Annotated in this window: 16 protein-coding genes; 4 read left to right on the forward strand and 12 right to left on the reverse strand. The window is 59.2% G+C overall.

Annotated elements, in window-relative coordinates:
- The first annotated feature begins 9 nt into the window (after positions 1-9).
- A complete protein-coding gene (locus tag M4NBBH2_RS03255; RefSeq protein WP_116269679.1) occupies positions 10-660 on the forward strand; it encodes a BON domain-containing protein in 651 nt (216 codons plus the stop codon).
- A 6-nt stretch (positions 661-666) separates the two neighbouring features.
- Here M4NBBH2_RS03255 and lipA read toward each other — a convergent pair whose 3' ends face one another.
- The 4 genes from lipA to M4NBBH2_RS03275 are packed head-to-tail and all read right to left on the reverse strand — an operon-like array spanning position 667 to position 3,434.
- Positions 667-1,560 carry a lipoyl synthase gene (lipA, locus tag M4NBBH2_RS03260; RefSeq protein ID WP_116269680.1) on the reverse strand — a complete coding sequence of 298 codons (894 nt, stop codon included), beginning with the start codon at positions 1,558-1,560 and terminating at the stop codon, positions 667-669.
- 31 nt (positions 1,561-1,591) lie between these two features.
- On the reverse strand, positions 1,592-2,515 hold the full coding sequence (menA, locus tag M4NBBH2_RS03265) for a 1,4-dihydroxy-2-naphthoate octaprenyltransferase (protein WP_116269681.1): 924 nt from the start codon (positions 2,513-2,515) through the stop codon (positions 1,592-1,594).
- Entirely contained in the window at positions 2,508-3,149 is a 642-nt protein-coding gene (gene lipB, locus M4NBBH2_RS03270) for a lipoyl(octanoyl) transferase LipB (protein ID WP_116269682.1), read from the reverse strand. The genes menA and lipB overlap by 8 nt, the downstream gene beginning before the upstream one ends.
- Before the next feature lie 12 nt (positions 3,150-3,161).
- Entirely contained in the window at positions 3,162-3,434 is a 273-nt protein-coding gene (locus tag M4NBBH2_RS03275) for a YbeD family protein (RefSeq protein WP_022443117.1), read from the reverse strand.
- Positions 3,435-3,481: 47 nt separating this feature from the next.
- Between M4NBBH2_RS03275 and M4NBBH2_RS03280 the strand changes: the two genes are divergently transcribed.
- A complete protein-coding gene (locus tag M4NBBH2_RS03280) occupies positions 3,482-4,336 on the forward strand; it encodes a biotin--[acetyl-CoA-carboxylase] ligase (protein WP_116269683.1) in 855 nt (284 codons plus the stop codon).
- Between the two features lie 9 nt (positions 4,337-4,345).
- Positions 4,346-4,540 carry a hypothetical protein gene (locus tag M4NBBH2_RS03285; RefSeq protein WP_116269684.1) on the forward strand — a complete coding sequence of 65 codons (195 nt, stop codon included), beginning with the start codon at positions 4,346-4,348 and terminating at the stop codon, positions 4,538-4,540.
- An 87-nt stretch (positions 4,541-4,627) separates the two neighbouring features.
- Here the strand turns inward: M4NBBH2_RS03285 and M4NBBH2_RS03290 are convergent, their stop codons facing one another.
- A complete protein-coding gene (locus M4NBBH2_RS03290; RefSeq protein WP_116269685.1) occupies positions 4,628-8,530 on the reverse strand; it encodes a DUF3683 domain-containing protein in 3,903 nt (1,300 codons plus the stop codon).
- A gap of 283 nt (positions 8,531-8,813) precedes the next feature.
- Here M4NBBH2_RS03290 and ilvA point away from each other — a divergent pair, with 283 nt between their 5' ends.
- Complete coding sequence (gene ilvA / locus M4NBBH2_RS03295) at positions 8,814-10,346, forward strand: threonine ammonia-lyase, biosynthetic (RefSeq protein WP_116269686.1); 1,533 nt, start codon at positions 8,814-8,816, stop codon at positions 10,344-10,346.
- Positions 10,347-10,424: 78 nt separating this feature from the next.
- Here the strand turns inward: ilvA and M4NBBH2_RS03300 are convergent, their stop codons facing one another.
- Genes M4NBBH2_RS03300 through mreC form a run of 7 tightly spaced genes read right to left on the reverse strand, consistent with a single transcriptional unit; the run spans position 10,425 to position 17,559 of the window.
- Positions 10,425-10,640: a hypothetical protein gene (locus tag M4NBBH2_RS03300; protein WP_022443111.1), complete on the reverse strand. Its 216-nt coding sequence runs from the start codon at positions 10,638-10,640 to the stop codon at positions 10,425-10,427.
- Positions 10,637-12,082: a M20/M25/M40 family metallo-hydrolase gene (locus M4NBBH2_RS03305; RefSeq protein ID WP_116269687.1), complete on the reverse strand. Its 1,446-nt coding sequence runs from the start codon at positions 12,080-12,082 to the stop codon at positions 10,637-10,639. The genes M4NBBH2_RS03300 and M4NBBH2_RS03305 overlap by 4 nt, the downstream gene beginning before the upstream one ends.
- Positions 12,083-12,102: 20 nt before the next feature.
- Positions 12,103-13,017: a septal ring lytic transglycosylase RlpA family protein gene (locus M4NBBH2_RS03310; protein ID WP_116269688.1), complete on the reverse strand. Its 915-nt coding sequence runs from the start codon at positions 13,015-13,017 to the stop codon at positions 12,103-12,105.
- 2 nt (positions 13,018-13,019) lie between these two features.
- The gene (gene rodA, locus M4NBBH2_RS03315; RefSeq protein ID WP_116269689.1) at positions 13,020-14,144 is read right to left on the reverse strand and encodes a rod shape-determining protein RodA; all 1,125 of its coding nucleotides are present in this window, start codon (positions 14,142-14,144) and stop codon (positions 13,020-13,022) included.
- Positions 14,141-16,084, reverse strand: coding sequence for a penicillin-binding protein 2 (mrdA, locus tag M4NBBH2_RS03320; RefSeq protein ID WP_235005604.1), 1,944 nt, complete (start codon positions 16,082-16,084; stop codon positions 14,141-14,143). Before mrdA ends, rodA begins: the two co-directional genes overlap by 4 nt.
- Positions 16,085-16,102: 18 nt before the next feature.
- Positions 16,103-16,660 carry a rod shape-determining protein MreD gene (gene mreD / locus M4NBBH2_RS03325; RefSeq protein ID WP_235005603.1) on the reverse strand — a complete coding sequence of 186 codons (558 nt, stop codon included), beginning with the start codon at positions 16,658-16,660 and terminating at the stop codon, positions 16,103-16,105.
- Complete coding sequence (mreC, locus tag M4NBBH2_RS03330; RefSeq protein WP_116269690.1) at positions 16,657-17,559, reverse strand: rod shape-determining protein MreC; 903 nt, start codon at positions 17,557-17,559, stop codon at positions 16,657-16,659. The genes mreD and mreC overlap by 4 nt, the downstream gene beginning before the upstream one ends.

The raw sequence follows: 17,559 nt of genomic DNA on the forward strand, positions 1-17,559 counted from the left end.
GAGACTCACATGAAAATTGCTAAGTTCACTATTCCGCTGCTGGGCTGCATCGCGGCTCTTGCCTCCACCGGCTGCGCGCCGATTCTGGCGGGCGGCGCTATGGCGGGAGGCGTATCCGTGGCGGTTGACCGCCGCTCTACCGGGGCCCAGGTCAATGATGGCATGATTGAGAACCGCGTTTCCTGGGAAATCTCGCAGAAGATCGTCCCTGAGGATCAGCACATTACGGTGACAAGCTACAACGGCAAAGTGTTGCTCACCGGGGAAGTGAAAACCGAGCTGGAAAAGAAAACCGCCGGTGAAGTGGCAAGCAAGAGCCTGGATGTCAGCAGTGTTGTGAACCAGCTGGCGGTTCAGGAACCGGTGTCTGTCGGCCGCCGGATGAAGGATTCCGGCATCGCGACCAGTGTCAGAAGCCGTCTGCTCACCGCCCAGGGCGCCCCCTACAGCCAGATGAAGATCATCTGCGATCGAGGCATTGTCTATCTGATGGGCCTCGTCACTCCGACTGAAGGTCAGATTGCCGGTGAAATCGCGGCGAAGACCGATGGTGTGAAGGAAGTCGTGAAGGTGTTTGAGTACCAGTCGGCCGCTGAGATCAAGGCCCGTATGGATTCCTTCCAGAAAGCTCCGAATACCGATTCAACAAGCACCAATTAATCCGGATCAAAGCCCGCCGGCCAGTTTTCTCAGTTCTGACGCTCTGTAGCTTGAGCGGACGAAAGGACCGGCGGCGCATCCGATAAATCCCATATTCAGAGCTTCCCTGCGGTACCGGTCAAACTCCTCCGGTGTCACAAAGCGGCGTACCGGGGCGTGTCCCGGTCCCGGTGACAGGTACTGCCCTACAGAGAGAAGCGTGACCCCGGCATTTCTGAGATCCCGGAAGGTCTGAAAAAGCTCATCCTCAGTTTCTCCCAGTCCCACCATAATGCCGCTCTTCAGCGGAATCTCCGGCATGGCCTCGTGATAGCGCTTCAGAAGCTCGAGCGATCCTTCATAGCGTCCGCCGGGGCGCACCGTTCTGAAGAGGCTGGAAACGGTCTCAATATTGTGGTTGAAGACATCCGGCGCGGTCTCGGCAAGCACCGTCACCGCGTCCTCCATATTTTTCTTGAAATCCGGAACCAGAATTTCTACCCGGCAGTGAGGATTGACCTCCCGGATGCTGCGGATGCATGCGGCGAAATGCCTTGCCCCGCCGTCCGGAACATCGTCACGCGTCACGCTGGTCAGCACCGCGTAGCTGAGTCCCAGCTTCCGGATGGTATCGGCGAGGAGCGCGGGCTCTGCGGGATTCAGGGGCAGAGGCCGCCCGTGACCGATATTGCAGTAGGTGCAGTTCCGCGTGCAGACACTGCCCATCAGAAGAAAAGTGGCGGTTCCGGACGCGAAGCACTCGCTGATATTCGGGCATCGGGCTTCTTCGCAGACCGTGGGAAGCGGAAGCCGTTCTTTCATTTTCCGGTAGTCGCTGGATCCTGATTTCACCCGGATCCGGAGCCACGAAGGAAGATGCCGGTGTCCCGTCTCTTCCGTTTTGCTTCCGTTCTTCTCCATGATCAATCCTCGTAAGGCCCGTTTCCTGCCGCTACAGAACCCAGTGCCAGAGCGCGTCGAGCAGTGCGCCGATGGTGAGCAGAATGGCGAACTGCATTTCAAGCTTCACGGTGTTAAAAAGCGTCTGGTTGAGTTCCAGCCCTTTCAGCGTCCGGAAGTCCTCATACAGGCCCTTCACCTTGCGGATGGCGAAGAGGCTGATGAGGTAAAGGAAGTGCTCAGGGTACACCGTCACGATGAGGAGCACGATGATGAAGGGGAGGAGGAGCAGATCGAGGTAAAGCCGGGGGAATCGCTGCTGCCCAAGGACGACCGCGAGAGTCCGTCTGCCGACAGATTCATCATGCACGGCGTCGCGCCAGTTGTTGACGACGAGAACGCTCGACGCAATGGAGCCGCAGGCACAGCTCGCCGCCACTGAAATAAAGGAAATCGTGCCGGTCTGCAGGTAGTAAGTGCCGTTTACGGCAATCAGTCCGAAAAAGATGAAAACCGTCAGTTCACCCCAGGGCGTATACGCAATCGGCTTCGGGCCGCCCATGTAAAGGTAAGCGGCGGCGACAGACAGCGCCCCCAGCACGAAGATCACCCAGCCACCGATGACTACCAGCGCGAGGCTGATCGCCACCACCACGATAGCGGTGAGGAGAATTGCCCGGTCAACCTGCTGGATGGTGAGCCACCCCTCGCTTGTCGCCCGGGGGAGTCCCTTTCGGTTGCCTTTCTCAGCCTTCCGCTTTGTGTAACCGACGTCATTTTCCATATTGGTCAGCGCCTGAATGGCAACCGCGACCGCAATGGTCAGAAGGCTGAGCAGCAGCCGGCCGTGGCCGGTTTCCGAGAGTGCCATTGAAATACCGATGAAAATCGGCGCCAGCGCGACACCCCATGTCTTCGGGCGGATAGCCGCGAACCAGGCCTGAATGGAACCGGGACGAATGGTCTTTTCAGTCATTTTCTATATTTTTTATCAGATGTTGAATGAGGCTTTCCTCGGCCTCTGCGTAGCTGCCTCTGAATCCGGCATGAGCCATGTCGGTGGTTCTGAGGCCGGGGTATCCGCAGGGGTTGATCCGGGAAAAGGGGCTGAGATCCATGGAAACATTAAGCGAACAGCCGTGGTACGAGCAACCACGGCTCACTTTGAGCCCCAGAGCGCCGATTTTGGCAATCCCCTGGAATTCACCGGCACCGCCTTCGCTCGGGACATAAACCCCCGGGGCGTTGTCATGAAGGCGCGCCGGGATCCCGAACCCGATGAGTGTATCCATCATGGCCTGCTCAATCCTGCGCACCAGAGGCCGGATCAGAAGATGACGTCTTCTCAGATCGAGAAGGGGGTAGGCGACTATCTGCCCGGGGGCGTGGTACGTCACTTCTCCGCCCCGGTCTGACTGTACGACGGGAAGCGTGTTACCGGGAAAGATGTTTGACGCGTCAGCCTGTGTGCCAAGCGTCAGAACGGGTTCATGCTGCAGAATCCAGATTTCATCCGCAGTCTGGCTGCCGCGGTCTTTCGTAAACCGGCGCATGGCATTCCAGACGGTTTCATAAGGCTGTATACCAAGCCGGCGGACTTTGATCGTCATTGGCTGCGGCTGTCAGAGGATGAATTTCACGCCGTCGATCTTGTTCAGCGCGAGGTAAATCTGATCGAGATGCTCCTGGGACTGCGCAATGACCCTGACCGTGACGGACTGATAGTTGCCTTTGGAAGAAAGACGGTTTTCGAGCGACTCAGGATCAAAGTCCGGAACCAGATCGAGAACACAGGCGTGGATTTCGCTTGTAAAGCCTTCCCGCGCCACACCGACCACCTTGATCGGAAAGAGACTGGGGAACTTCAGCAGTTTTTCACTGTCACTGGATGCCATAGGGCTTGCTCTCTGTATTAAGCTGAAAACTTAAGAAATTGTTGTCAATGGGGGTCATTGTAGTGGTCCAAGAGAAAAAGGCGAGTTTCACGCCGAGTGAAGCCCCTTTCTTTATTGATCCGGCGCGGGTTTGCTCATCCCTGCGTGATGCGGGGCATGACGTTTTTCTTACGTGCCCGGAGGAGACAGGCTCCACGAATACCGATCTCCTAGTGCGGGCGCGGCGCGGCGAGGCTTCGGATAAGACTGAGATCCGGGTGGCTCATCACCAGACCGGAGGCCGGGGCACGCATGGGAGAAGCTGGGAAAACGCCCGGGAAAGTCTTCTTTTTTCTATCGGACTTCCGCTTCCTGCCGTTACGCCGGCGCCGATTCCGCTGCTGGTGGGTTTCTCGTCCGCCGAGGCGCTGAGGTGCGAAGGTGTGCCGGTCTTTATCAAGTGGCCGAATGACATCTGGACGCAGTCAGGGAAGCTTGGGGGCGTGCTCTGTGAACTCGCGAAGACTCCTTCAGGAGATAATTACCTCGTGATCGGCATCGGTCTGAATCTGCGGGGAGGAGAGGATGTGGCCTCTGGCCGGTACGCGGCGGATTCAGTCAGCACAGATACGGCTGACAGGTTCTGCAGGGAACTGAGAACCCGGCTTCTCGCCGGAATGTCCGGCACCATTCTCTCGAGGCTTCAGGCGTACTTCCGGACCGGAAGAATGCCGGACTGGCAGCAATGGACAGAATACGATTACCTGATGGATCGGGAGATTATTCTCGATAACAATGCCGGGGAGCTTCAGGCGGGTATTTACCGCGGCATCTCGGAGTCTGGAGCGCTGATGCTTCAGGTGGGGGATGTCATCCGGTGCTATGCCGCCGGAACAGTTCGTTTCCCTCAGGAACAAGGCTAAGAGGACGATATGAAGGTTTTGTTTTTTATTCTGGTAGCTGTAAGCGTCATTCTCGGCGTGTATCAGGTGCATGTGATCAGCTCTATCCCCGCGAGTCTCGGCACCGAGGTGAAGGAAGTGGTTCCGGAAAGAATGAGTGATGTGCATCCGTCCGGAAATCTTTCGGCAGCGCCTCAGCAGCAGACCGCGAATCCCGGACTCTGATAAAGCGTTTCAGAGCGGATCATCGGAAAAAGAACGGCGGCTTCGTTATCCGAAGCCGCCGTTTTTCCTTAGGAAGCAGAGGAGGTATCAGAGCAGCACGCGGTCGATACCGCCTTCCTGAACAGCGTTCAGGAACTTCTGAGACCAGTCGTCACCGTAGGCCTGGCGGGCCAGTTCAACCGCGAGGAATTCGGTCTGGGTCTTTGCCTGGGTCTCGTAGCGGGAGAGGCCCTGGAAGCAGCCCGGGCAGGTCGTGAGCACCTTGACATCCCCCTGGAAGTCTCCGCCCTTCTCGCCGCAGACCTGATCACGGGCGTCGCGGATACTCTTTTCCTTCCCGAACCGGACCTGATTCGCGATATCCGGGCGTCCGACAGCGAACGTGCCGGATTCGCCGCAGCAGCGGTCCGTGAGCAGGATCGAGCTGTCATCCTCAGGTTTCAGCAGGTTGGAGATGATTCCCATGGAGTTCACGGGCATCGGGTTGTGGCACGGAGCGTGGTACAGGTACCGGGTTCCGTGGGCGCCTCCGACATGGAAGCCTTTCTCTGCGAGGTACTCGTGGATATCAACGAGACGGCTTCCCGGGAAGATCTCCTCCAGGTGATAGTCCTTCAGCTGCTTCATGCAGGTGCCGCAGGAAATCAGAATGGTCTTCACATCGAGATAGTTCAGGGTGTTCGCCATACGGTGGAAGATCACCTTGTTATCCGTCACGATGCGGCTGTTTTCAATCGGCATGCCGTTTCCGCGCATCGGATAGCCGCAGCACATGAACTGCGGCGGAAGCACGGTCTGGACACCGGCGTTCCAGAGCAGGCTGAGGCAGGCAAGACCGATTTCCGGGAACAGGCGGTCATTGCCGCAGCCCGGGAAGTAGAAGACCGCTTCCGCGTCCTCACTCGTCGTCTTCGGATTGCGGATCACCGGGACCGTGGTGGAGTCGGTGATGTCCAGCATATGACGAAGCGTGTTATGGGCACGGGGCTTCGGCAGCTTCCGGTTCACGAGCATGAAGAGCTCGCGCTTCTTGGTCGGGAAACCCGTGGTCGGCGTCGGATTCTTCATGGAATGCGCCGTGGCAGCGCGTGCCGCGTCAGAGGCGAGGCGTTCCGCCACAAAACCGAGATCCACGAGCACCGTGCGGGCGAGCTTGATGGAGGTTGGGTTCTGCAGCCTGAGGAACTCCATGCCGGCCTTTTTCGCGAAGTTGCCGCGATGGTAGCCCTGGGCCGAGAGGAAGTTCCGGATCTTGATCGTCACGTCACCGAAATTGATCTTCACCGGGCAGGGCGGCAGGCACCGCATGCAGACCGTGCAGTGATCGCCAAGGTCCGCGAGCTCATCCATATGACGCTTCGAGAGACCGCGGCGGGTCTGCTCTTCGTAGAGGTAGGCCTCGATCAGAAGCGATGTGGCAATGATCTTGTTTCTCGGCGAATAGAGCAGGTTGGCGTTCGGCTGATGCGTCGTACAGGCGTGCTTGCACTTGCCGCAGCGCAGGCAGTTCTTGATGGAGTCCGCAATATCCTGCAGATCGTTCTTCTGCATGAGGAGCGACTCGGCGCGCAGCAGATGGAAGCTAGGCGTGAAGGCGATATCGAGTCCCGCGCTGTGGCGCAGCTTGCCGCGGTTGAAGAGGCCGTGCGGGTCCACCTTGTCGAGGTACTCGTGGAAGGGTTTCAGCTCTTCATCCGACATGAAGGCGATCTTTGTCATGCCGATACCGTGTTCGCCCGAAATCGAGCCGCCGAGGCTCTTCGCGACACGCATCACCATATCGACGCCCTTATAGGCTTCGGCCATCATGTCAGGATCATCGGAATGCACCGGAATATTGGTGTGCACGTTGCCGTCGCCCGCATGCATATGAAGCGCGATGAAGAGGCGTTTCCTCAGGATCCGATTGTGGATGTCATCAACCGCCTTGCGGATATCGGAGAAGTCTTCACGGATCAGGAGTTTCTGCAGGGCATCCTTGACTTCGCGGCTCCAGGACACAACGAGCGAGTGATCCAGCAGGAAGTCACGGATCTGTTCGTGACCGGTCTCCGATTCGGGCAGATTGATGCCGATCGAGGCCGCTTCCTCGCGCACGGTGTCAGCCGTGGTTTCGAAGTTATCGAGCAGCCAGGTCCAGCCGGTCTTCGCGTTGTCGAGAATCTTATTGATGTTGCCGAGGTAGTCCGACCGGACTTCCTCAAGCGGCATTTCCATGCGTTCAGCCGCTTCGCGGAACGTGTTCGGCGCGTTGAGGTACTTCTGAACCTCAGTCACCATGTCGAGCTTATTGCGGATCGAGTGCTGGATATTGAAGAATTCGCACGCGTTCGTGTATTCGCCGAGCCGCTTCATCGGGATCACGACGTCTTCATTCAGCTTGAAGGCGTTCGTGTGGCGGCTGATGGCGGCGGTTCTTGCGCGTTCATTCCAGAACTGCTTTCTCTTTTCCGGTGTCTTCGCGATAAAGGCTTCGCCCTCGCGGCTGCGGCAGATATCAGCGACCTGCTGGGTCAGCCGGTCGAGCGCCTCTTCGTTATCCGACACGATGTCGCCCACGATCACCATCTTCGGGTTGCGGCCCGTGAGGCTCTTCACCGGGTACTCAACCGCCTTCAGATAACGCTCGTCGAGATGCTCGAGGCCTGCGAGCATGACGCCTTCCGGATGGGGATCCAGAAGCGTGGTGATCGCGAGAATGGCTTCGCCTGCGACACTCGCGGAGCCATAGAACTCGAGACACACCGTGCGGCCGAATTTCGGCAGACGGTGCAGGATCCAGCGGGCGGACGTGATAATGCCGTCGCAGCCTTCCTTCTGCACGCCAGGCAGTCCCTGCAGGTACTTATTCGAAACATCCTTGCCGAGACCGGGCTTGCGGAACAGGGGACCCGAGAGATTCAGCGTTTCACGGCTCAGCACCTTCGCCTTATCGGGATCCTCGCGGCCGTCCTTCACGACGACCTCAAACACCACGTGCTCCTGGCGGTGGATCTTGCCGAGATTGTGATTCACGCGGGTGACTTCAAGCCAGTTGCCGTCCGCGTTCACCATGCGCCACCAGGCGAGGTTATCAATCGCGGTGCCCCAGAGCACGGCCTTCTTGCCGCCGGAGTTTTCCGCGATGTTGCCGCCTACGCAGGAGCTGTGGGCGGAAGCGGGGTCAACCGCGAAGACCCAGTGATTCTCATCGGCGCGCTCGGCGATACGCTTCGTGACGACACCGGCGCCCGTGAAGATTGTCGGCACCGGTTCAGCAACGCCCGGCAGGGTCTTCATTTCAACCTGAGACATCGTCGTGAACTTTTCCATGTTCATGACGGCGGTCATCTCAGAGAGCGGCACGGCGCCGCCCGTGTAGCCGGTGCCGCCGCCTCGGCCGATCAGCGTGAGACCCAGGCTGTCGCAGGCCCGGACGAGCCCCGGAATCTCTTTCTCTTCATCCGGATAAAGCACCACGATCGGGTAGGCGACTCGCCAGTCCGTTGCGTCAGTGACGTGAGCCGAGCGGGCATACGCGTCGAATCGGATATTGCGGCGGCGGGTGTACTTGGAGAGCGTCTTCGCGATCTCCTCACGCTTGAGCTTGAGATCAACAAAATGCTTTTCAAACCTCGCCACAGCGGCTGACGCCAGTTCAATCAGCTCTCCCACAGATTCGTTCAGCGCGTTATCCGTGAGATCGCGGCGCTTATTCACTTCGGAGAGACGGTGACGCATGGCTTCGATCAGAAGCTGGCGGCGATGCGGATCCTGCAGCAGATCCTCTTCAAGATACGGGTTGCGGATCACCACCCAGATATCACCGAGCACTTCGTAGAGCATCCGGGAGCTTCTTCCGGTGCGGATCTGCGGTCTCAGTTCACAGAGCTTTTTCCAGGCATCGGAGCCCAGAAGCTTTCCCACGACTTCCTTGTCAGAGAAGGACGTGTAGTTATAGGGGATTTCTCTTTGACGCTGTAGCTGAATGCTCGAATTTTCTGCTGGCATTATTAGGGTCTCGCGAGATAAATAGTCCCGGACCGCCGGTATCGGGGACCGTCGGAAGATATGCCCGGGATCTGCAGTTGTTTTTCTCTGGCAGGAAGATCAGTTCCTGTCTTTCGTGTGCTGTTTTTGAACGCTTTTTATCGCACTGCAATTTAAACATAGCAGTTTTTGCAACACGGGTGGGTTAGCCGGAAGTCGTAAAACGTATAAAAGTATATACATTCCAACTTTGATTAAATTTGCGGTACACTTTCCTCCACATCTCCGCAAACTGGAAAAATTTATGCTCGCTCAAGAATATCTTCGTCGAATCCTGAAAGCCCGCGTCTACGACGTCGCGCAGGAAACGCCTCTCGACTACGCCGTGCACCTGTCTGAAAAACTCGATAACAAGGTGCTTCTGAAGCGCGAGGATCTGCAGCCGGTTTTTTCCTTCAAGCTGCGGGGGGCCTATAACCGCATGGTGCATCTGACGGCTGAGGAAAAGGCCCGCGGCGTGATCACGGCGTCAGCCGGCAACCACGCTCAGGGTGTGGCCCTCGCGGCAAGCCGCCTGAAGTGCCGCGCCGTGATCTGCATGCCGATCACGGCTCCTTCCGTCAAAGTGGAAGCCGTGAAGCGCTTCGGCGGCAAGTATGTTGAGGTCGTGCAGGAAGGGCGCTCATTCACAGAGTCAGCGGACTGCGCGGCGCGCCTGCAGCGCGAGCGGAACCTTGTTTTTGTTCACCCCTTCAATGACCCAGATGTGATCGCGGGGCAGGGCACCATCGCGATGGAAATCCTCCATCAGTACCAGCCTTCTGACGGTGACCAGATCGACGCGGTCTTCTGCGCGATCGGCGGCGGCGGACTGATTTCCGGCATCGCGACCTACATCAAGTCGCTTTACCCCGGCATCCAGGTGATCGGTGTGCAGACGAAGGACTCCTGCGCGATGAAGAAGTCGATCGACGCGGGACATCCGGTGGATCTTTCACAGGTCGGTCTCTTCTCGGATGGTACCGCGGTGAAGGCGGTGGGCGATGAGACCTTCCGCGTCTGCAGCGAGTATGTGGATGACATCGTTCTCGTCGATTCGGACGAAGTGTGCGCGGCCATCAAGGACATTTTTGATGACACCCGCTCGATCGTTGAACCCGCGGGCGCGCTCGGTGTCGCCGGCGCCAAGGCCTGGGCCCGCCACAACAACATCACCGGAAAGACGCTTGTCGCGATCAACAGCGGCGCGAATATGAATTTCGAGCGTCTGCGCTTCGTGACGGAACGCGCCGCCATGGGTGAAGAGAAAGAGGCGATGTACGCGGTGACGATTCCGGAAGAGCGGGGTTCGTACCGCAAGTTCTGCCACCTGATCGGTGACCGCGCGGTGACGGAGTTCAATTACCGCATTTCCGATAAGCACGTGGCGCAGATTTTCGTCGGCATTCAGACGAAGAGCCCGGGTGACGCGGATAACCTGCTCTCCCTCTTCACGAAGGCCGGGCTTAAGAGCCTGAACCTCACGCATGATGAGCTGACGAAACTGCATATCCGTCACATGGTGGGCGGCAAGAGCCCGCTCGCCGTGAATGAGCGGCTCTTCCGGTTTGAGTTCCCGGAATACCCGGGCGCTCTGCTGCGGTTCCTCACGACGATGAATCCGGACTGGAACATCTCACTCTTCCACTACCGCAATAACGGCTCTGACTACGGCCGTGTTCTGGTGGGTATTCAGGTGCCGCCAGAGGATGATGAACGCTTCCATAAGTTCCTTGAGAAGCTGGGCTACCCGTATGTCGATGAGTCCCAGAACCCGGTCTATAAGCTGTTCCTCTGAGATCCGGTTTCACTGAAAAGAAAAGAGCAGTTCATGACTGAACTGCTCTTTTTTTAGGCATTGCTTCCGGACAGAGGATTAATCATCCACGAGCACAATGTTCCCGGAATCATCCTCAAAGACTTTGTAGTCCCACTTTTTATGTCCGCTCATGTCTTCAAGCCAGGCCGCGCGGGGCAGACCGTACTCGTCCTCATAAGCCGTGATGAACTGCTGAGCCTCATAGGGAGTGGCGAAATTTTCCTCAAAGTCGCCGTAGTCCACGATGACCTGGGTTACCGTGTCGCGTCTCATGCTTCCTCCGGAATAGATGCGGCGAGGTATCCGACCGCGGCAATGAATTTCTCGGTATAGGCGAGGTCAAGACTTTCGTCAGCGTTATGAGCGTTGGAGCCCGGTCCAAGCACGCCGGTTACGGCGAACTGGGCTCTCGGGAACTGCGCCTCAAAGAGATTCAGAATCGGAATGGAGCCGCCTTCGCCGATCCGCATGGCGGGCTTTCCCCAGAGCGCCTTTGAGCTCTCGTCACAGGCACTGCGGAACCAGTCCGCCTCGGATGGCGCATTCCAGCCCGGGAGCGCGTCACCGCCCGCGATAGAAACTACCGCGTTGAACGGAGGATCCGTGAGCAGCTTCTTCTGAAGCGCGGGGAGAATGTTTTCCGTCTTCGCGGTTGGCGGCAGACGGAAGGAGAGACGAAGGGTCGTATCCGAGCGCAGTGAGTTGCCCGCCATGCTGAGCGGCGGGAGACCGGCCGCGCCGGTGACAGAAAGCGTGGGTTTCCAGCAGCGGGCGATCAGGGCTTCCTCTGTGCCGCGGCACCGGGACTGCACGGAACCATTCGGGCCTTCAGCCCACGGGAATTCGCTGATGAAGCCGTCGCCTAGCACTTCAGCCGTTTTCTTCATATCGTCCATCCGGTTCGAGGGGATTTCAACATTGAAGGCCGGATCCAGAATGGCGCCCGTACGGGGATCCTGAATGCGGTCAAGGAGAATCCTCAGAACGTCGAACGAACTCGGCACCACGCCGCTCGCCGTGCCGGAATGCATGCCCTGGCGGAGCACCCGGACGTTGAGATCGATCGCGCAGGCGCCGCGAAGCGAGGATGTGAGCCAGAGCTGTTCATAGTTTCCGGCACCGGAGTCGAGCACGCAGACAAGACGGGGGCTGCCGAAGCGTGCGGCGTTCTTCTTCAGATAGTGCTCGAGGTCGTTCGAGCCGGATTCCTCACGGGTCTCAATCAGGCCGACCGCTCTGGGGTGCGGAATGCCGGCATCCTCCAGGGCGCGGATCGCGGTGAGCGCCGCGTAAACCGAATAGCCGTCGTCCGAGCAGCCGCGGCCGTAGAGCTTCCCGTCGCGGACGACAGGCGTAAAGGGGCCGAGCCCTTCGCTCCAGCCGGTCGCGGGCGGCTGCTTATCCAGGTGACCGTAGAAGAAAACCGTATCCTCTTCGCGGCCGGCATAAAGTCCGGTGCCGGGAACCGAGAAGATGAGAGCCGGCGTACGGCCGGGTTCCTGCTGCACATCGTAAGTGCCGCGAGGCAGCATCCGGGTGCCCCAGGCAGCCGCCTCGCGGCAGACTTCATTGAGGATGCCGTGCTTCTCCCACTCCGGATCAAAATCCGTGGAGAGGGATTCACGGGAAACAAAGGTTTTGAGCGCAGGCAGTGTTTCTGCGTTCCAGATCCGGGAGGCAGCCTCCCGGAGTTTATTCATATCCATAGTTGCCATCTGCTCCTTGAATGACAGGATTAGCGCTGGGTCGCAAAGGCCGGACCGCCGATGATGCCGGCGATGCGGTGAGCCTCAGCCGTGGCGCGCTCGTGCGTCAGGTTGGCGCCGACGAGAACCCGGTAGAGCGAATCAGAAGACTGAACGATGCGGGTAGTGGCAGTCCGTCCGCCGCTTGCGGCGGACAGCATCGCTTCGGTATGGGCGGACCAGGCGCGGGCATTGTCAGGACTCGAGAAAGCCCCGACCTGCACCGACCAGAGCATGCTCGGGCGGTCGCGGGTGATCCGCTGATCGCGTTCGGTGCCAGCGGTTTCCTGCGTCACCGGGATAGTGCTCGAAGCAATATCCGTGCGGTTCCAGGTGCCGGCCGCGATTTCCGCCATCGTGATCCGCTCCACTTCGACCCGGGCCGTTCCTTTGACAGCATACCCCAGGCGCTTTGCCGCCTCGTAGGAGAGGTCAATAATTCGGTCCCCGTAGAACGGGCCCCGGTCATTGATGCGGATGATCATCGAGCGGCCGTTTTCCAGATTGGTGACGCGGGCGTAGCTCGGAAGCTCCATGGTCTTATGGGCTGCGGAGACAGAATACATGTCGAAGACTTCGCCATTCGATGTCTTCTTGCCGTGGAACTGCTTGCCGTACCAGGAGGCGATGCCGCGCTCACGCATCGGTTTGTCACCGGTGATCGGGACATAGTGACGGCCGAGCACGGTGTAAGGCCGGTTGGCGCCGCGGGCCGGTTTCTCGACCCGGGGCACAGAACCCTGCTCGGTGATGGCGGGGGCCGTGCCGGGAGCGGACGGCGGAAGAATCTCAGGGCCGCGGGATGACGGGCTGCTTCCGGAAGAAGACTGCGGGGCGTGGGTGGTAGAGCAGGCTGCAAGCAAAGCCACAAGCGCGGTCGCAATAAAAATTCTTCCGAAAGACATGACTAGTCGTCCTTATATTTTTTGTTTGCCGATATGGCCATCAGCATTCCGGTGCAGGTGGCGAGAGTGATAAGCGCCGTGCCGCCGTAGCTCATGAAGGGCAGCGGCACACCGACCACCGGCAGAATGCCGCTCACCATGCCCATGTTCACAAAAGTGTACGTGAAGAAGATGACGGTGATGGCGCCGGCGAGAAGCTTCGAGAAAGTATTCGACGCGTTGATGGCGATCTTCATCGAAAGCACGATGAGGGTGAAGTACATCACGAGAAGGAAGAGATTCCCGATCAGACCGAACTCCTCAGAGAAAACCGCGAAGAGGAAGTCACTCGTACGCTCCGGAATGAAGTCGAGGTGAGCCTGTGTGCCTTCCATCCAGCCCTTGCCGAAAACGCCGCCTGAGCCGATCGCGATCAGCGCCTGAAGGGTGTGGAAACCTTTGCCGAGCGGGTCAGACGTCGGATCAATCAGAGTCAGCACGCGCTGGCGCTGATAGTCGTGGAGGAGGAAGTTCCAGATGAGAGGCAGCGAGGCGAGCCCGGAGCCGACCATGATGAGAATCCACTTCCATGGGAGCCCCGCGAAGAAGACCACCGAGAGGCCGGCCGCGGCGACCAGAATGGCAGTGCCGAGGTCAGGCTGCTTCATGATCAGCGCCACCGGGATTCCGATGATCAGGAACGCGATCGCGAAGTCCTTGGGAGAGGTCTGATCCTGGCGGCTGTGGAAGTACCAGGCAAGCATCATCGGGAGCGCGACCTTCATCAGTTCCGAAGGCTGGATCTGGGTGATGCCGATATTGAGCCAGCGGGTCGCGCCTTTGATCGTGGTGCCGATCACCAGCGTCGCGAGAAGCAGGAAGACACCGAACGCGTAAAGCGGCACCGCGAGCTTCATCAGGTACCGCGGGTGTACGTTCGCGAAAAGAATCAGCACGAAGAAAGCGATCAGGATGTTCCGGGCCTGGTCCGCGACTCGCCACGGGTAGCTGTAGCCCGCGGAGAACAGCGTCATGAAGCCCGTGAGCGTCAGAATGGCGACGACGATCGCGAGTCCGAAATTCATCCTTGAAAGCCGCTCAAGGAACGATATCCACAGTCTGCGGACGGTCTGGAAATCTCCGGTCATGGTTTTGCCTCCGCGGCGGGTTTCGGTGACTGATCGCGCAGGTACTGGGGCGGGGGAAGGCCAAGGCTGTTCTTCCCGAGGAGCCAGTAGTCGAGCGCGGCGCGCGCGATAGGCGCGGCCGCAGTGGCACCGAAGCCGCCGTTCTCCACGAGAACAGCAAGCGCGATGCGGGGCTTGGCGGCCGGCGCAAAGGAAATAAAGAGGCCATGGTCGCGGTGCTGCTTCGCGATGGCGGCGGCGTTATAGCGCGCGCCCTGCGCGATACCCACCACCTGAGCCGTGCCGGTTTTGCCCGCCGCGATGTAGGGAGCGCCGCGGAAGGCGCCTGCAGCGGTGCCGTTCTGGGTCACGGTCGTCATGGCGTCGATGATGAATTCAATGTTTTTCTTCGACACCGGCATTTCTTTCCGGTAGGTCGACTCCATTTCCGTCGACTTGTGGGTCTTCGGGTCGTAGATCGATCTCACGAGGTGCGGCTGGAGCGCGACACCTCGGTCAGCAAGCGTTGCCACGGCGTGCGCGAGCTGCAGGAGCGTGAAGGCGTTGTAACCCTGACCGATGCCAAGCGAAATGGTGTCGCCGACAAGCCACGGCTTCTTGTACTGCTTCTCCTTCCAGGCGGCGTTCGGCAGGATGCCCTGCTGTTCGCCGAGCAGATCGATGCCGGTGAGCTGCCCGAAGCCCCACGGCTCCATAAAGTCATGGATCCGTTCGGCTCCGAGGTCATGCGCGAGCTTGTAGTAATAGATGTCGCTTGAAACCGTAATGGAGCGCCTCAGATCGAGAATGCCCTTATGAACCTTCGCGGCGTCGCGGAACTTATGGCCGCCGAGTTCATAGACACCCTGGTCATTGATCGTCGTGGAGGGCGTGATGACACCGTACTGGAGACCGGCAAGCGCCATGAAGGGCTTGTAGGTCGAGCCGATCGGGTAGATGCCGCGCATCGCGCGGTTAAGGAGCGGCTTCCGGGGCGAGGTGTTCAGCTGATTCCAGGTGTCGTAATCGATGCCGTTCAGGAAGAGGTTCGGGTCGTAGGTCGGCTTGCTCACGAAGGCGAGAATTTCGCCGGTCGAGGGATCAATCGCGATCATGGCGCCGGCCTCAGCGCCGAACGCTTTTTCCACAACCTTCTGCAGGTTGAGGTCAATCGACAGCGTGAGGTTTTTGCCCGGCACCGACGGGGTCGATTCCAGGTAGCGGACCGGACGGCCGCCGGCCGTCACTTCGAGCACTGAGAAGCCAGGCTGTCCGCGGAGCGCGTCCTCGTAGGTGCGTTCAATGCCGACCTTGCCGATGTTATAGGCGCCGCGGTAGAGCTCTTCCTGACCGTCCTTCTCAATCCGCTTCGCGTCACTCTCCGAAATACGGCCCATATAGCCGAGGAGATGGGCTCCGATCTGACCGAACGGGTACTGGCGGAACTCACGGGAGGCGAGCTCAACACCCGGGAAGCGCCACTTCTGCACGAGGAACCGCGCCATCTCGTCCTCAGTGAGGTCAAGACGGATCGGCACGGGGTCGAAGCGCTTCGACTCGGAAAGCAGCCGCTTGAAGCGCCGGATATCGGTCTGCGAGATCGGGATCACCTTGGAGAGACGCTCGATCAGCGTGTTCAGTTTTTCCTCGGTTTCGGTCGGTGTGATTTCAAGCGAGTACGACCAGTAATTCCGGGCCAGAATGATGCCGTTCCGGTCCATGATGAGGCCGCGGGAAGCCTGTACCGGGATACTCACGGTGCGGTTGCTTTCCGCCTGTGTGGTGTACTGATCGTGACAGATCACCTGCAGCCAGACAAAGCGCCCGACGAGGATCAGGAAGCAGAGACCGAAAAAGAAGACGGCAAAAATCCCCCGCCGTCTGAATTCAGCCATGCCGAATTCAGATGTGCCGGAAGAGCGGCGACGCCTCCGTTCCCTGAAAAGCTTCTTCATTTTCATAGTGTGCCGCCGCGCCGCTTAGAGCGGACTCGTATCGTCATTCTTCGATTTCCTCTGGGGAATCAGAAGAATCCATGTCCAGAGCGGCCAGAGGAGTGCCGCGAGCAGGCTCCCGAGGAACCAGCTCCAGCCCGGCCAGGCCCTCACGGCCATGCTTCGGATGATGAAGACGATCGCCTGCGTGGCGAGGAAGAGAGGCAGAATGTGGACCGCCTGCGCGAGCGGGCTGAACCAGGACAGGCGCTTGCGCGACCGGACTGCCATATAGGAAAGAATTACGTAGGCGAGCGCGTGCTGTCCGAGAAGCGATCCCTGCTGGACGTCGATCAGGATGCCGCAGAGGAACGCGATCAGCATGCCCACCCAGTTCGGCTGGCGCAGTGTCCAGAAGAAGAGTGTGATCGCGACAAAATCAGGCACCCAGGCCGCGCGGTGCAGCACGAAGTCGAGCAGGATGCTCACCAGAATGGTGGCGCCGACCCAGAGCGGATTCGCAGGCTGCAGGATGTACTCCCGGGGCTGCGTGGCAATGGTGGACGGAGAGGGAGACGGGAAGAGCGTATTCCAGAGACTCACGGTTCGTCCTCCTTCGGCGCGCTGCTTTGCGGAGCGTCGGGTTTCGGCGTGTCACCCGCGTAAGGATCCTTCACGAGACCGACCATCACGTACCGTCCGACAGAAGGTACGGCGCTCAGCTTGACCGTGACGTGCGCGAACGCGTCGCCCGGCACTTTTTCAACACTGACCACCGTGCCGACCGGCATATGCGGCGGGAAGACCCGGTCGAGACCGGAAGTCTGCACGGCGTCGCCCTTCTGGATATCAGCCGCGGCCGGCACGTACTGCAGCTCGACGATCTGATCGTTGCCGGTAGCGGCTGTCGCGCAGCGGATACCGGAGCGGGGCAGCAGCACCGGGAACTGAAGCGCGGGGTCCGAGAGCAGAGTGATTTCAGACTGATCCGCCCTCACCCGGGAGATCTGTCCGAGAACACCGTTTTCATCAAACACCGGCATGCCGGGTTCGATCTTATCGCTGCTTCCCAGATTGATATCGAGGTGATGCGTGAAGGCGTCAGCGGTTTCCCCCTGAATCACGCCGACCAGAGAACTGATATGAACCGAGCTGCGGACACCGGCCATCGACTGAAGCTGGGCGTTTTCGGCCTTCAGGCGGTTGAATTCGAGAAGGTCAAAGCTGAGCTGGGCGTTCTTCTTCTTCAGCTGCTCGTTCTCCTCAGTGAGGGAACTGACCGTCGTGAAGAATTTTCCGCCGGACGCGAGGGCGTCAACAGTCCCCTCCGTCACCGCTTCCGCGGGACGGATCACATAGGATGCGATGCTCTCTCTGAATGCTTCCAGGGTCTGCATCTTTCCGTCGACCAGCATGAGAACGACGGAAAGGCTGGCAAAGATGGCCAGCCGCATTCCCGCGGGAAGGCCCTGTCTGAAGAGGGCCGGCGTGCCGTTATCCAT

Origin of the sequence: Mesosutterella multiformis, from assembly GCF_003402575.1 — a bacterium.
Taxonomy (GTDB): domain Bacteria; phylum Pseudomonadota; class Gammaproteobacteria; order Burkholderiales; family Burkholderiaceae_F; genus Mesosutterella; species Mesosutterella multiformis.

Excerpts from the sequence above, each read along its gene's own strand:
- M4NBBH2_RS03285 (WP_116269684.1), top strand. The coding sequence starts at position 4,346 with ATGAAGGTTTTGTTTTTTATTCTGGTAGCTGTAAGCGTCATTCTCGGC.
- lipB (WP_116269682.1), bottom strand. The coding sequence starts at position 3,149 with ATGACGATCAAAGTCCGCCGGCTTGGTATACAGCCTTATGAAACCGTC.
- M4NBBH2_RS03275 (WP_022443117.1), bottom strand. The coding sequence starts at position 3,434 with ATGGCATCCAGTGACAGTGAAAAACTGCTGAAGTTCCCCAGTCTCTTT.
- M4NBBH2_RS03255 (WP_116269679.1), top strand. The coding sequence starts at position 10 with ATGAAAATTGCTAAGTTCACTATTCCGCTGCTGGGCTGCATCGCGGCT.
- mreC (WP_116269690.1), bottom strand. The coding sequence starts at position 17,559 with ATGGATAACGGCACGCCGGCCCTCTTCAGACAGGGCCTTCCCGCGGGA.
- M4NBBH2_RS03305 (WP_116269687.1), bottom strand. The coding sequence starts at position 12,082 with ATGGCAACTATGGATATGAATAAACTCCGGGAGGCTGCCTCCCGGATC.
- rodA (WP_116269689.1), bottom strand. The coding sequence starts at position 14,144 with ATGACCGGAGATTTCCAGACCGTCCGCAGACTGTGGATATCGTTCCTT.
- mrdA (WP_235005604.1), bottom strand. The coding sequence starts at position 16,084 with ATGAAAATGAAGAAGCTTTTCAGGGAACGGAGGCGTCGCCGCTCTTCC.
- M4NBBH2_RS03290 (WP_116269685.1), bottom strand. The coding sequence starts at position 8,530 with ATGCCAGCAGAAAATTCGAGCATTCAGCTACAGCGTCAAAGAGAAATC.
- M4NBBH2_RS03310 (WP_116269688.1), bottom strand. The coding sequence starts at position 13,017 with ATGTCTTTCGGAAGAATTTTTATTGCGACCGCGCTTGTGGCTTTGCTT.
- M4NBBH2_RS03280 (WP_116269683.1), top strand. The coding sequence starts at position 3,482 with ATGGGGGTCATTGTAGTGGTCCAAGAGAAAAAGGCGAGTTTCACGCCG.
- lipA (WP_116269680.1), bottom strand. The coding sequence starts at position 1,560 with ATGGAGAAGAACGGAAGCAAAACGGAAGAGACGGGACACCGGCATCTT.
- M4NBBH2_RS03300 (WP_022443111.1), bottom strand. The coding sequence starts at position 10,640 with ATGAGACGCGACACGGTAACCCAGGTCATCGTGGACTACGGCGACTTT.
- ilvA (WP_116269686.1), top strand. The coding sequence starts at position 8,814 with ATGCTCGCTCAAGAATATCTTCGTCGAATCCTGAAAGCCCGCGTCTAC.
- menA (WP_116269681.1), bottom strand. The coding sequence starts at position 2,515 with ATGACTGAAAAGACCATTCGTCCCGGTTCCATTCAGGCCTGGTTCGCG.